Annotated in this window: 12 protein-coding genes and 1 pseudogene; 4 read left to right on the top strand and 9 right to left on the bottom strand. The window is 62.3% G+C overall.

The features are described from left to right. Nucleotides 1-48: 48 nt before the first annotated feature. The 3 genes from HMPREF3114_RS16820 to HMPREF3114_RS16810 are packed head-to-tail and all read right to left on the bottom strand — an operon-like array spanning nt 49 to nt 2,623. A complete protein-coding gene (locus HMPREF3114_RS16820; RefSeq protein WP_070490069.1) occupies nt 49-1,062 on the bottom strand; it encodes an XVIPCD domain-containing protein in 1,014 nt (337 codons plus the stop codon). Nucleotides 1,063-1,064: 2 nt separating this feature from the next. Further along, nucleotides 1,065-1,700, bottom strand: coding sequence for a hypothetical protein (locus HMPREF3114_RS16815; protein WP_070490067.1), 636 nt, complete (start codon nt 1,698-1,700; stop codon nt 1,065-1,067). Then, nucleotides 1,697-2,623, bottom strand: coding sequence for an XVIPCD domain-containing protein (locus HMPREF3114_RS16810; RefSeq protein WP_070490065.1), 927 nt, complete (start codon nt 2,621-2,623; stop codon nt 1,697-1,699). The genes HMPREF3114_RS16815 and HMPREF3114_RS16810 overlap by 4 nt, the downstream gene beginning before the upstream one ends. A 214-nt stretch (nt 2,624-2,837) precedes the next feature. Between HMPREF3114_RS16810 and HMPREF3114_RS16805 the strand changes: the two genes are divergently transcribed. Then, the gene (locus tag HMPREF3114_RS16805; RefSeq protein WP_070490063.1) at nt 2,838-3,707 is read left to right on the top strand and encodes a hypothetical protein; all 870 of its coding nucleotides are present in this window, start codon (nt 2,838-2,840) and stop codon (nt 3,705-3,707) included. Nucleotides 3,708-3,774: 67 nt separating this feature from the next. Further along, entirely contained in the window at nt 3,775-4,494 is a 720-nt protein-coding gene (locus HMPREF3114_RS16800; RefSeq protein ID WP_070490061.1) for a hypothetical protein, read from the top strand. Nucleotides 4,495-4,572: 78 nt separating this feature from the next. Here HMPREF3114_RS16800 and HMPREF3114_RS21090 read toward each other — a convergent pair whose 3' ends face one another. From HMPREF3114_RS21090 to HMPREF3114_RS16770, 6 genes and pseudogenes are all read right to left on the bottom strand, one after another. Further along, the gene (locus HMPREF3114_RS21090; protein WP_141750837.1) at nt 4,573-5,211 is read right to left on the bottom strand and encodes a hypothetical protein; all 639 of its coding nucleotides are present in this window, start codon (nt 5,209-5,211) and stop codon (nt 4,573-4,575) included. 46 nt (nt 5,212-5,257) lie between these two features. Beyond that, nucleotides 5,258-8,602, bottom strand: coding sequence for an XVIPCD domain-containing protein (locus HMPREF3114_RS16790; protein WP_141750836.1), 3,345 nt, complete (start codon nt 8,600-8,602; stop codon nt 5,258-5,260). A gap of 31 nt (nt 8,603-8,633) precedes the next feature. Then, entirely contained in the window at nt 8,634-9,275 is a 642-nt protein-coding gene (locus HMPREF3114_RS16785; RefSeq protein ID WP_070490057.1) for a DUF1629 domain-containing protein, read from the bottom strand. Between the two features lie 93 nt (nt 9,276-9,368). Next, entirely contained in the window at nt 9,369-10,013 is a 645-nt protein-coding gene (locus HMPREF3114_RS16780) for an imm11 family protein (protein ID WP_070490054.1), read from the bottom strand. Nucleotides 10,014-10,100: 87 nt separating this feature from the next. Beyond that, a pseudogene (locus HMPREF3114_RS16775) lies at nt 10,101-10,742 on the bottom strand (DUF1629 domain-containing protein). Between the two features lie 98 nt (nt 10,743-10,840). Further along, nucleotides 10,841-11,485 (bottom strand): DUF1629 domain-containing protein, encoded by a 645-nt coding sequence (locus HMPREF3114_RS16770; protein WP_070490053.1) that lies wholly within the window; start codon nt 11,483-11,485, stop codon nt 10,841-10,843. Between the two features lie 170 nt (nt 11,486-11,655). Here HMPREF3114_RS16770 and HMPREF3114_RS16765 point away from each other — a divergent pair, with 170 nt between their 5' ends. Together HMPREF3114_RS16765 and HMPREF3114_RS16760 are read left to right on the top strand one after the other, a co-directional pair. Beyond that, on the top strand, nt 11,656-11,865 hold the full coding sequence (locus tag HMPREF3114_RS16765) for a hypothetical protein (protein ID WP_070490051.1): 210 nt from the start codon (nt 11,656-11,658) through the stop codon (nt 11,863-11,865). 491 nt (nt 11,866-12,356) lie between these two features. Then, nucleotides 12,357-12,725: a hypothetical protein gene (locus tag HMPREF3114_RS16760; protein ID WP_070490050.1), complete on the top strand. Its 369-nt coding sequence runs from the start codon at nt 12,357-12,359 to the stop codon at nt 12,723-12,725. Nucleotides 12,726-13,072: the final 347 nt, after the last annotated feature.

Below are 13,072 nucleotides of genomic sequence, written 5' to 3'. Positions count from 1 at the left end.
CGCCGGCGCGGGCATGGCCGACGCTCGACTTCGATGCTGCGCCCGCCGCTATGCCATCCGTGGGCCGTGGCTCTGCTGAAGCTGCTGCTCCTCCTGCAGGCGCTGCGCGCCTCCCTGCGGCTCATTCTGCTGCAACTGCGCGACCCGATCGAACGAGGCCTCCACCGGTGCCTGCGCAGCCACCTCCGCCGGCATGCTGGCGCGCTGATGTGCCGGGTCACTGCGGTCACCCTGCACGATGAACAGCTTCGGTGCGGTATCACCGCGCTGCTCGCCCAGCACCACTTCGTCCACGCGCGAGAATTGCTGCTCCTTCGACAGCGCGAGCAGGCTGGCACTGACATTGCCGTTGCGTGCACCGAAAGCGCCGAGGTCGGCCACCTGCTGGTGGATCTGGTTGAGGCGGGCATGATCGTCGTGCGCCGGGTCTGCGGGCGTGCCGCTTGCCGCGAGTGCACTGTTGCCGCGCCACTGCTCGCCGTTCTCGGTGAACATCCACTCGCGGAAGGTCTGCTTCGGCATCGGGTTCCACTGCACCTTGTCCAGTTCGCTGCCCTTCACCTGCTGCGGAATGGCATTGACGGCGCGGATGTTGTCCAGGACCCTGGTAGCGCCCTCGTAGTTGGTGATCTCCCCGGCCAGCCCGATCGGGCGCAGGCCTGCGTGGTTCAGGGCACCCCATGCGAAATCGGTGCAGGCGTTGGAGAAGAAGTCGTAGTTCATGTCGAAGCCGTGCTTCTTCGGGTTCGCCGAGAACTCGAGGATGCGGTCGTACTGCTCCTTGCTGATCTCGATCGTGCGCTCGAAGCGGGGCTTGTCGTAGACCGACACATCCATGTCATCGACCCTGCCCCTGTTCGGATTGTCCTTGGTGCCTGCGTGGGTGAAACCCATGCTCTCCGGGAAGGGTTCACCCGAACGGCGCAGCGACAGGAACATGTGACCCGCGAACGAGGGCTCCAGCAGAAACCTGTTTCCCTCAGCATCACGGCCGTAGCGCGGCGTGCCGGGGGCCGCCAGATGAATGGTTACGCTGTAGCGTTCGGCATCGTCCTTGTGCATGTCTACTTTCCTAGTGATTGGTAGCCAACGATCAGTTCTGCTTTCAGGCCTTCCAGCCGGGGCCGATCCTCCACAAGGTCCACCCGCAGAAGGTAGCGCCCGGGTGCAATGCCTCCGACCTGCGCCAACTGCAACGTGCGATAGAGCACCTCTTCAGAGTACAACCCGGCCTCGGCCAAGCTGTTGATGTCCACGCTCCCCGTCGTCAGGTCTGTTACCACGCCATCCTCCCCGATTTTCTGAGAATCGCGTCCATCGCGAGTACGCTGCCAGAGCTGCACAGGACCAGGTGCACTGCCATCAATACGCTCCAGGCGCAGCCGCGTTGGCAGCCGTCCGTGAGTGATCTTCTCCGAAGCATCCAGCAGCCGTCGCGCATCGGTATCCTGCAGCCGCAACCCGATGTTCAGGATCGGAATGGCGGGCTTCTGGGCTGCCGGCAAATCAAACGTGACCTCGGCAATCCGACCGGCCTTCTGCAACTGCACGGCCCGCGTGAACGGCACAACCGTGCGGGCCTCGGCCTGTGCGCGCGTCAGCAGGGGCGGCGCAACCTCAGGCGCTGGTGACGCACGGCATGCCGCCAGCGCGCCCAGCACCGCCAGTACCACCAGCCCCCGCCGCAGTGGCCGCGTCATTGCTCCTTCAACCGCAGCGAATCGGCCACATCGGTCTTGGCCGCCACCTCAGTGGCGATGCTGGCGCGGCGGTGCCCCGGGTCGTTGCGGTCGCCCTGCACGATGAAGATGCTTTCGGCGGCATGGCTGTTCTGGGTTGGTCGGCTGAGCAGCACGTGGTCCACGCGAGAGAGATTGTTCTGCTTGGCCAGCACCAGCAGGCTGGCGCTGATGCGCTGGCTGGCCGCATCGAACGGGCGGCCGTGCGCGGCGTCCAGTTCGGCCACTTTCTGGATCAGCTGCGAGAACAGGTGATGGTCCGGATGCGAAGGGTCCAACAGCGTGCCGGCCACTTCAATCGGCGTCGGCGGCGGCTCATCGCTGGCGCGGTCGCCCTGGCGATGATGCTCGGCCTCACGCTCGGGCATCGCGTGGTGGGTTTCGGCATTCAGGTCGCTGCCCGGGAACGGCGCGGCGATGCACTGGATCTCCGGCAGGTTGAACAGCACCGCGAACTCGCCCAGATTGCTGCCGCCATCCAGCGTCGCCGGCAGCGGATGCAGGCCAGCGTAGTGCAGCGCCGCCCAGACGAAATCGCTGCAGCGGTTGATGGTGGCCGGGCGATCCACATCGAACTCGAACTCGGCCGGTTCCTCGGCGAAATCACGCAGGCAGCCGTAGTGCTCCTCGGTGATTTCCAGGGTGCGGCTGTAGTACGGGTCCAGATGCTCGTCGGCATCATCGTGGCGCACCTGCGCGTACTGCACGCCGGTGCGGGTTTCGCCCTGCGCCTGGCGCGGCGGCGCGAAACCGTAGCTGTGAGCCTCGTCGCCCGCAGCGACCAGCAGGTACATGTGGCCGCGCGGCGAGATGCCTCCACTTTTCAGCGGGGTGCCAGGGGCGGCCAGATAAAGGGTTACGGTGTAGCGTGTTGCCTGCTCCATGCCTGTTCAGCCTTGATGGGTGCTGCGGTCCTGGGTGGATGATGGCATAGGTGGGATGGGGGCCAGGTGGAGGAATTGAGGACGCCGATCGCGACTTGCTGAATATGTGAGCCAGCATGCAGTAATGACCCCGCGATGGCTGCGGTCCCGGCTGCGACTGGAGCTTGCCATTCCGCCGCTCTATAGTCGTTTCGATCATGCAAGGGAATCGCCCATGAGCAGAGCACCGGCTTGCCGGCTTGCCTACTTCGCCCTGGTGGCCGTGCTCAGCACCACCGCCTGCGCGAAGGCCCCATCCAAGGAAAAGGACCCGAACGGGACCCCCATGTCCGAAACCGCAACCAGCCCACGTACCGTGGGCGGACAGACCTACACGACGCAGCCGGTAGAGGCTCGGCTTGGCCCGAACCGCTTCATGTTCCCGGCCAACCTCTACTACAACCAGACGGGCCCCCTGGCCGATGGGGGCGTCATGCTCACGGTGTTCTGGCCGGATTTCGATGCAGCGCCGCCCGGTGATCGCGCGGTGCGCAGCACGCAGGACAGCCGGCGGCAGGTGCTGGTCGAGCTTAGATACATCGATCGCGTTCCCATCCAGAACTATCTGGCACGTCGGTCCAGTAGCGAAGCCACCAGCGCGCCGGGATCACTGGAGCGAAGGGACCCGGTAGAGAACCTTGCGCTGCGCGTTGCACAACCCGAGCGCTGGGGTCTGACGCCGTATGCGATTGACCCATCGTTGATGGCAGCCTATGCAAAGGACTCGGAGGCTGCGCTGGGCAGGCCTTACGTGCACAACCCGGGAATGGAGCCAGACTGGTATGCGGCCCGCTCGGTGGAGGGGCAACTGACAACGTTCATCAGCTGCGACCCGGCAGACCGCATTCCTGACGGACTTGTAGCTCAGGGAAAGACACTTGAACGCGCCGGCGAAGGCCAGATCGCAATGTGCCGCCATTCCATCGTGGACGTGGGCGACAGCATCGCCATCGAGATGAACTATGCACGCGTCATGCTGAGCGACTGGCAGCGCCTGGAAACCAGCGTTCGTGATCTTCTGGAACGATATCGCGTTCAGCCGTGAACGATGGAGGTCCGGGCGCTCTTCATTCGGGTCGTACAGTGGCTTCAACACCGTCAGGGACTCACCGATGGGCATCACAACGAAGGAGGCTTCGGTTTTGCTCTCCGTCATCATGACCAGATTGCTTCGGCCGCAGCTACCTCGAGCTATGCTGCGCGCGGCTCACATTGGTGCTCTTTTCGGACTGTCAGCCATGCTCACGCTAACATCTGCATGTGCCCGATCGACGGATACGTCTGCCGTCAATGAACGTGCCGCTGCCGCAGATACGCAGCCCGCCCGCATCTCCATGGCCGAGCTGCATAAACGGATTCTCGCCTACGCGGATTCGCTCAGGTCAAGGGCGGACATCAGTCCGGACAAGTTCGGCACGGCGATCGGTGTGTCACTCGTGCCAGACGAAAAGGTCAGCATCAAACACATCGCGAAGGACCTGACAACAACGGACGGCTATAACTATGGGGTTACTTATCTATCGGTTGAGTCGGCACGTGAGTTCCCTAACCAAGAGGTGATCTTCTATCAGCTGGGCAAGCAGCCAGTGACAGATGCTCCGAATGGCGTGTGCTACTGGGAAGCCGAAAGTGCCGGACGAGCGCTCGAAGCCCTCGGATACAGGACCGGAGCAGAAGTGCCATTTCAGAGAGGGGGCATCAGGCAGTACCGGCGCCCCATCACCGGTGGTAACCAGGGTATGGATACCAGCCTGTTGACCTATCGTTCCGATGAAGGTGATACAGCGAGAACCTGCGTCTACGCGGTCCAGTTCGGAGGGGGAGACCGATGAATACGATCCCCCTCTATCGGCAGAATGCCGAGCTGACTTACCCGTGACACTCAGCGTACCGGCGGTGGCGAGGCTGCCTTACTTGGGCCTGCGCAAGTAAGCAACCAGCAGTTCCGGCTGGTACGGCTCAAGCTGTGGCAGAGGGGAGTGCAGTTGCACTTCAACCCGGTATCGGCCCGGCGACGGATTGCGTGCCCATGCGAAGGCCAGCTGTGCATAGTTGTCATCGGGTCGTTCCAGCCCAGCATTCTGCAGCGCCAGCACGTCAACATCCTCCAGCCACGCATTTGTCACTCGACCATCGGCGGGGATGGGAATTGTTCTGGCAGGTTCCCCAATGACCCATTCCAGCCGGTGCAAGGGCACGTCCTTCCATCCACTCGATTCCAGGCGCTGCATGGAAACCTTCGCCTGGAACCCGGACGCCCGAACATCGGCCAGTGCCCCAAACGCCGCGGTGTTATCCGTGCGGTCAACGCGAATGCCGATCATGAGCGTTGGAGAGGAATTTTTGCTGGGAGCAGCCACATCGAACTCGACCGTCAATGGTGCATCCATTGAGGTAGTCGGCATGGCTCGCACAAGCGGCACCAGATCCGGACGATGGGCCTCTGCTATCGAGCCTGCGTCGCGAGCCGCATCGGGCCGGCAGGCGGTAGCCAGAAGAACGAGTAGTCCCGCGAGCATGCAGATCCGGCGCTTTCCTTGTGGCGTCATCTTCAGTCCTCCGTGCAGGTCGCCAGTGCAGCGCATGCCCTACTGATCACATGCTCGCCGCACGAATCTGGATGTCGTGCTGCACCCGCTGATCTTCCAGTTGCTGATCCATCTGATTCGCAAGCGCACGCTGATTGGCTTCACGGCTGACCGCATCGAACTGTTGCAGTGACTCTTCAACTGATGTCTGCGCCGCCAGCTCGGTCGGCATCGCAGCACGCTGATGCGCCGGATTGCTGGGCTCGCCCTGCACCACGAACAGCGTGTGCCCGGCCGGGTGTTCGTGCGTGGCGTTGCTCACCAGCACATGGTCCACCCGTTCCAGGTCGTTGTCCTTGGCCAGCACCAGAAGGCTGGCCGTCATGCGTTCGCTGACTTCGTCGAAGCTGCGGCCGTGCTTGGCGTCCAGCGCTTCCACGCCCTCGCGGATCTGCTGATACAGCGCGTGATCGGGGTGGCCGGGCTGCGTGGGGTCCTGCAGCGCCCGGTTCGGGCCCAATGCCTCATCCGGTGCGGGCGCGGCTGGCTCAGGGCTTGGCGCTATCGTGGGCTCGGCAGGAACAGGGACAGCCGCAGTGACCGGCTGGAGGTCATCCAATGGAGCCGGTTCGGGCTCTGGCACGTGTTGTGCCGCTTCCTGCTCCAAAGGCCATGGATCGCGCGCAGGCTCAGCAGGCAGCGGCTCCTTGAAGGGCACCGGCTCGACCTCCTGCACTGCCATGTCCTGCTTTGGAGTGGGAGCGACCGCAGGCATCGGGGCCATCTTCTCCGGTTCCGCTGCCTGCTCTGTGCGCTGCGTGGGCATCGCTTGCGTTGCCGCTGCCAGAGGCGCGGCAGAGTGTGGCGTCGCACGCTCGGATTCGACCGGGTGCGCCTGCATCGGCCCAGCGGGCTCCGGCGTCTGTGAGGCGGTACGGTTTTCGGTGGGCGCCTCGCTGTTTGGATGGGGCTGAGGTTGGGGCTCCGCCTCACGCCGCGGCGGATCGCGCTGCTCGGCGTGCCGCTGAGGCGCGGGCTTGTCCTGCGGGGCGGGCGTAGGCGGTGGCGGGACCCCTATCGCTGGCGGCGCTGCCGCAACCGTCGCAGGCGCGATGGGTTGCGCAGTCGCCGGCTCTTCAGGCCGCACTTCCTCGTTCCCATCCTGCTCGGATGGCTTGTCGCCATGTGCCACCTGCGCGGCTGCTCGTGCAGCCTGTCCCGCGTCTACCCGCGCAGCACCCAGCCGATTTGCCTCCTGCAGTGCCTGCCGGTACGCCTCCTGCTCAGCCGCCGACAGTGCAGCAATGCGCAGCTCGGGCGAGTCCGGCAACGGCGCCTGCTCATTGGCACGCGCGCGCACCTCATTCCATGCGGCCTGCAGCTCCTGCGTACTGGTCGTTGCGACGGCGCGCGCCACGCCATCCTGGCCTACCTGGTAATGGGTGATGGGCCGAGAGGCGCCCGCGTTGCCCTCGGCTACAGGCCCCAGTTCCTGCAGCGTGGGACCCGTAATGCCGTGCTGCTCGCGCGTGCGCGCCGTGGCCAGCGCAATGGCCTGCTCCCACGCCGGGGTCAGCGCGATGCCCGCAGCGTAGTAGCTGTGGCGCAGCTCGTTCTGGTTCACTTCCGCCGCAGATGGCAACGTTCGCGCGTCCAATGCGGCAATGGTCTGGTTGAACTGATCGAGCGACGGCTGCTGGATGGTGCGGGTCAGCTCCAGCTCCAGCGCCATGTTGCCCTGCGCGATCTGGTCAGCATGGCTCCATTGTCCTGCTTCATCGCGCTGGTAGAGCTGGTTGTCCGAGCCCCGGATGGCGTCTGGCCTGGCACGCGCCTGCTCGACTGCTTCCGGCACCAGCGGCACGAAGTCGCTGGCACGGGTAGCGGCGTAGGTCTCCAGATAGCTGGCGGCAATGGCGGCCTTGCCGTTGGCGATGTTGTTCTCGATGCGTTGCACCGCCTCACGATTCAACTCGTTGGCGCGTTCGGGGCTGGCGGTCTGCGTCTCATACACACCCCGGTCGTTGGCACCGGACACGCCGATCTTGACCTGCCGCGTCCACTGTCCGGTCTGCGCATCGCGGTGCCAGTTGGGATTGTCCAGACGGCCCTCGCCGTCCTTCGCCGGAATACTGAAAGGATCCTGCGGCGGCGGCGCCCTGCCCAGCGCCAGCTCTACCGCTTTTACGTGGGCGTACGCACCCAGCTCGCGGGCCTTCTCGTAACTGGCGCCCACACTACGCTCAGCCGGATTGCCCAGGCCGTCGCCTGTGCTGTCCATAACCGCCTGGCGCTGCCAGTTGCGGCCATCGAACTGCCATGTGACATCGGCCTTGTCGGTCTGCCGGTAGATGGCGCGGTTGTCGAGCAGATCGGCGCCCCTGTCGAACGCCTTGCTCATCAGCAGCGCATCGCCCGCGACGATGGCCGCAGGGACGAAGCTGGACGTGCCGATCACCGATGCCGTGGCCATGCCACCGACCCAGCCACCGCCGTTGCGCGCCAGGGCGTGGGTGAGCTCGGACTGAGCGGCGGTGCCGTTGCCTTCTTCCAGCAGCTGCGAAGTACGGCGGGCGGTAATGACAGCGTCGGCGCCGGAGGCGAGCAGGCCGCCGGAGCGGATCAGTTGGCTGGTGGAGGCCTCGCCGAGGAGGAAGTCCAGGGTAACTCCGCCGCGTTGCCCGACCGGAGCACGAAGGCGTGACGCGGCCTCTTCACCAAGAACAGACTCAACTACAAGAACGCCGCCCGGAGACATCTGGAGACGCCCGGCTTGATGGGCATCAGCGATAGCATTCGACAATCCGTTACGCTGCAGCTCGATGTTGCCGCCACGTATCAGCGGCTGTCCGGATCCTTGAAAGTGCTGGAGCGTGTATACAACGCGGCTCTCGTTGGGTGTGACGGCGCTCCATTGCCTGGAAAGAACGGAAGACTGCTGGTGGTGCTCCAGCTGTCCAGAGTACTGCTGGGCGTACTCCTCGGGCCTCCTGTAGAACTCCCTCGTCTGGACACGTGCCTGATCTGTGCTTTGTCCTAAAGCAGTGTTCGTCCGCAGGTCTCCGTTGACCAAGCCAACCTGTGAAATGTCGCTCAACCGATGAACTTTGGCAGCGATGCGATCCATTGCCTCCAGGTCGCCAGCCAGCGCTGCTTGGCCATCCCGGCTTCTCTCGAGGCGGGCGAGATTGGCCTCCAATCCGATTCGATACTCACGAATCGGTCCGCCGTTGTGAGGTGACACCCCCAAGGCCTGCGCGAGCGCCTTGTCGTGGGGCATATTGATCAGGTTCTGATCGGCATCGATGTTGAAGCGACCCGCATCAGCCAGAGCCTTGAGCAAGCGACTATTGCCAAGCGTCTGTTGCTCGATGGCGTGATGCTGCTGAAAAATGGGAACGACTCGAGGCATCTGGAGGCTCCTTCCGTGCAGCCGCACTTAATCAGATATCTGATGCATCAATAAAAGATATTCCACTCAACTCCGGATCATCCGGCACTCCAGCAGCATGCACAGCATCCACAAACCTACGATCAGCGATCACGAACGTGCTGAACGGTGTGAGGAAGACATGCGCTCCTGCCAGTGCATCGCTCTTGAAGGCCAAGCTGGCCCCGCCTGCAATCGAGTAGAACTTGCCATTGACGAAGTCATCGTCAACCTCGATATCCAGCCGTGAACGATCCTCGTCCACTGCGTCCAGCTCTCTCACTACGTCACACAGAAAGTGGCGTGGCCCCTTCGCGCCATCTGCAAAGCGAACATCACATTCGGCGAATGCAAAGGCGCCTGGATCCAGCGCGTTCATTACGCTCTGGAGTCGCTCCGAGACCAGCCAGTACCCACTGAAGCCACCCTCCAGATCCCGCGGCGCAGGCCCCTGAGAAGCATCGAACACAATTCGGGGCTTCTCCCGGAGCTCGGCAAATCCACCGTTCTCTGGCCTGAGGATTATCCGCGGTGGCGACAGCAGCGCCTGAACGTTCTCGAAGATCGCTCCTCTGAAAGGACGATTGCTTTCCAAGTCCGGCGCAAACAGGAAGAATCTTCCCGATTCAGGTCCATTGATTGCCATAGGTTCCATCGTCGTTTTCCTTTGGGCTTCTTGCAATGCGATCTGTGAGAGAGCTTACATCGATCACACTTGGACCTGACAGCAAGGCGGTGTGAAAATCGCTCATACTCTGAATACGTCCTTGAACCTAAGACCGCGCGTTTCTCTGTCACTTCCGATTCCCACATCCCTCATGGCATCCCGGAACACGCGATCGCAGTAGACAAGATCGCCGGAGTACGGGCTCCTGAAGACATGACTGCGCCCGATTACATCCCTCTTGAATGCCAAGCTTGCTCCGCCACGAAGGTCGTAGAACTTTCCGCCCGGATAGCCCTCATCGACGATGACCCGGAACTTCGATGCTTCCTCATCGACGGCATCCAGCTCGCGAGCAACCTCGCACAGGTAGTACGTTGGGCCCTCTGTGCCGTTCGGAAGCACGTAATCACACTCCACGAACTCAAAGGCAACGGGATCTATATCGGTGAAGGCCATCTTGAGGCGCTCTGATACCAACCAGTAGCCACTCATTCCTCCCTCGAGATCCTGCGGTGGATCCCCCAGCTTTGGTTCGAGAACCAGGCGCGGTCTCTGCGCCAGAGGAGGGAAACCACCTTCTTCAGGGCGGATGATCAGCCTGGGTGGCGTCAGCAGTGCGTCCTCATTCTCGATCTCAACGCCATGCCCTCTTCCCCTTCGAGTCGTGTCGGGCATCAGCAGATAGAATTCACCAGGCACAGGCTGATTACGTTTTGACGAGGGCATGTGCTTGTTTCTCTCCAAATTTTAGGCATGTACCGCACTCCGTACACTTGCAGCATAGGTCGCGAGGTTAGCGCCGGTGGGACCGACTCAGCAGTTCACCACATCTTCAAACCAGAGCCCGTTGGATCTCTTGGCCGTGACGATGCCGGCAGCTTCCACCGCATCCTTGAACGTTCGGTCGCAGAAGACCCCGCCATGGAAGGGCAATCTGAACACGTGAGCCGAACCCAGCACTTCGCGTTTGAACGCCAACCGGACATCACCGGTCAGGCGGTAGTATTTCCCTGCCGTGTACTCATCGCTGATCACGATGTTGAGCTGGGAGGCTTCCTCATCCAAGGCATCCAGCGTGCGGACCACGTCGCAAAGGAAGTAGGTTGGCCCCTTTGAACCGTCTTCCAAGCGGTAGTCGGTATCAGCGAAAACGAACGCGTCAGGGTCAATCTCTTCCATGACCTGGCGCAAACGCTCGGAGACCAGCCAGTAGCCGCTCAACCCGCCTTCCAGGTCCTGTGGAGGGACACCCTGCCGCTCCCGATAGACCAGGCGCGGGGTTTTACGCAGTAGAGGTAAGCCACCGGCTTCGAGTAAGAGGATCAGCCTGGGAGTCGCAAGCAACGCGCCTTCGTTTTCAAAGACCACCCCGTGGCCCTTTCCTCTACGGGTAGCATCCGGTCGTAGCTAGAAGAACTCGCCCTTGCGCGGCTGATGGGTGGAAGTTGATCCCATGCTTGTCATCTCACGCTGTGAATGTGAATCGAGATTCCTCGTAAGCAGTTGAAGCGAATCCAGAAGGCATCCAAGGGTACGATCCTCAGAGCTCTGACTCAGATGCTGGCCGCGTCTGTGAACCAGAGGCCCCGGGATACGCGCGGCCCACCGATTCCAGCGTTCCACACAGCGTCGCGGAGCTCTCTGTCGCAGAAGACGAGGTTTCCCGAGTAAGGCGTCCGGAATATTCTGGCTTGACCGATGACCTGCTTGCGGAACGCCAGACTGGCTCCGCCCCTAAGGTCGTAGAACTTCCCACCTCGATAGCCTGCGTCAGTGATGATCCGAAGTTTCGAGGCTTCTTCGTCCACCGCATCGAGCTCACGGGTTACATCACACAGGAAGTACTGCGGCCCCTTGGATCCATCGGCAAGACGGTAATCACACTCCACAAACTCGAAGCCAGCCGGATCTACAGACACAAGAGCACCGCGTAATCGTTCGGAGACCATCCAGTACCCGCTCATGCCCCCCTCCAGATCCTCTGGGAGGCTCCCCTTCTTTGCCGAGTAGACGAGCAACGGCTTCTCCGCCATGGGCGGAAAGCCGCCCTCTTCGGGTCGCAGGATCAGGCGTGGCGGGATGCGCAGCCGCTTCGCGTTCTCGAACACGACGCCGTGCCCCTTTCCCCCACGCGTGGTATCAGGCATCAGGAGGAAGAACTCGCCAGGATCAGGCTGGTTCGACTTCAATGCTTCCATGCTCTTTCGCCTCCTTTAACTATGACGCGCCGTAGCGAGTCTGCCCCGTTCTACCCCGACCTTGCGCCTGGTGCAATCAGATCACTGCGAGATTCCGAACCTGGTCAAGCGTGCGTCCCACGTCTTGAGACGCGCTCCAGCCATCCTCCCTTTCCCCTCTGGAGGATGACATGACCAAGATCGACCCCACATGGCTGGAAGCGTTCGACAAGGAACTTCTCCACCTGTTCGCCATCGACCATCGCGATGCCGGCATGGATGAGTACCTGCTGAGTTGCTACGCGGACCTTCCTCCACGCGAAGCAGCACTGGCGTTCGGCAGCGACTACGACCTGGAGCGCGACGATGCGCTGTGGCCTCGGCCGGGGGGGGCGCTGTAAAGCTAAGTTGTGTCGCAATCGGAACGCTGCGCGAATGGGGCATGTGGTCTACGTGTCGCTTTTGGGATCCCGAAGAGCTACAAACCGTGCTTTTCAATGCGCATTCGGGCGGTAGCTTAACACCGGCCGAAACCACTGCACCGCAATGGTTCTGCCACGCGCGCGCCATGCAACAATGCCGTAAGCGTCAGCATTTGCGGCCTCTGCGGCCTACGGTTTCTTGGCATCTCGCAACCATGCGAGTACACCTTGGCGTGCCACCGGAAAAGGGTGGCGCGGGACTCGAAAACCCGTCTCTGTACCAGATGTATGCGCTTGCCGGCCGGCGTCACCCTTTTGTGTGGCGCCGGCTGGCAATCCGTTCGCGTTCCATGGCGGGCGGTGCGTGGGGATCTTCGGATCCGCCGGTCTGGTACATACCGGTTTTCGAGCCCGCACCGTCCGCCACCTTTATCGGTGGCGCTGCTATCTGTCCTGTACGGAGCATTGCCATGAACACATCGGACTTCCGTTCCCTGCACGCGCAGTACGATCCGGACAACGCCGAACCCGAGCGCGAACCTTCCGTCGATCCCAACGCCTTCGTAGCCACGCTGCGCCGCATCGGATCTGGTGCAGCTGCGGACGGCCAGCCTTGGCCGGAGCGGCATCAACTGCCCGGGCGGCGTCTTCAGTTGGCGGACGCGGATTGCGCGCTGGCGGGTCTGCGTGTGGTGGCGGAGCTGATGCTGGCTGCGGAGCGCACTCGACAGAACGGTGCGCCCGAGGAGTACCTGGGGGATCGGGTAATGGAGGGGTTGAAGTTGGCGTGTGTGGCGTTGACTGCGCAGGTTGCTGAGCGATTGCAGGTGCGGGAGTAGCCCAGTTGGACCTGGCCGTCTGTCGCGTGGCTGCTGGCCATCCAGGTGCTATCGGCGGATCGTTCGTCTTCTAGTCCATCCCCTATCCGCAGAGCGTCAAATGAAGCCTGTGATTTATGGCGCTGTTCTGCTGGCGGCGCTGTCCGCGACGACCGCCAGCCATCACGCCCCTCAAGCCGGCTTGAAACTATAAACCTTTCGCATGGTCTCCGATGCAAATTTTTCTGTCATATGCAAAGAAGCAATTCGATTTGCGCGTGGAGGCATAATGTATGAAGCGCGGCACCCGAGTGATAGATGCTTCGTAGTCAGTTGACGTAGCGCACCTGTGATGCTGGCGGACAACT

The sequence above is a fragment of the Stenotrophomonas sp. HMSC10F07 genome (assembly GCF_001807895.1).
GTDB lineage: Bacteria > Pseudomonadota > Gammaproteobacteria > Xanthomonadales > Xanthomonadaceae > Stenotrophomonas > Stenotrophomonas sepilia.
Note: the sequence above shows the minus strand (reverse complement) of the source record. Positions and strands in the feature narration are given on the sequence as shown.

Excerpts from the sequence above, each read along its gene's own strand:
- HMPREF3114_RS16800 (WP_070490061.1), top strand. The coding sequence starts at position 3,775 with ATGGGCATCACAACGAAGGAGGCTTCGGTTTTGCTCTCCGTCATCATG.
- HMPREF3114_RS16790 (WP_141750836.1), bottom strand. The coding sequence starts at position 8,602 with ATGCCTCGAGTCGTTCCCATTTTTCAGCAGCATCACGCCATCGAGCAA.
- HMPREF3114_RS16810 (WP_070490065.1), bottom strand. The coding sequence starts at position 2,623 with ATGGAGCAGGCAACACGCTACACCGTAACCCTTTATCTGGCCGCCCCT.
- HMPREF3114_RS21090 (WP_141750837.1), bottom strand. The coding sequence starts at position 5,211 with ATGACGCCACAAGGAAAGCGCCGGATCTGCATGCTCGCGGGACTACTC.
- HMPREF3114_RS16815 (WP_070490067.1), bottom strand. The coding sequence starts at position 1,700 with ATGACGCGGCCACTGCGGCGGGGGCTGGTGGTACTGGCGGTGCTGGGC.
- HMPREF3114_RS16805 (WP_070490063.1), top strand. The coding sequence starts at position 2,838 with ATGAGCAGAGCACCGGCTTGCCGGCTTGCCTACTTCGCCCTGGTGGCC.
- HMPREF3114_RS16780 (WP_070490054.1), bottom strand. The coding sequence starts at position 10,013 with ATGCCCTCGTCAAAACGTAATCAGCCTGTGCCTGGTGAATTCTATCTG.
- HMPREF3114_RS16770 (WP_070490053.1), bottom strand. The coding sequence starts at position 11,485 with ATGGAAGCATTGAAGTCGAACCAGCCTGATCCTGGCGAGTTCTTCCTC.
- HMPREF3114_RS16820 (WP_070490069.1), bottom strand. The coding sequence starts at position 1,062 with ATGCACAAGGACGATGCCGAACGCTACAGCGTAACCATTCATCTGGCG.
- HMPREF3114_RS16785 (WP_070490057.1), bottom strand. The coding sequence starts at position 9,275 with ATGGAACCTATGGCAATCAATGGACCTGAATCGGGAAGATTCTTCCTG.
- HMPREF3114_RS16760 (WP_070490050.1), top strand. The coding sequence starts at position 12,357 with ATGAACACATCGGACTTCCGTTCCCTGCACGCGCAGTACGATCCGGAC.
- HMPREF3114_RS16765 (WP_070490051.1), top strand. The coding sequence starts at position 11,656 with ATGACCAAGATCGACCCCACATGGCTGGAAGCGTTCGACAAGGAACTT.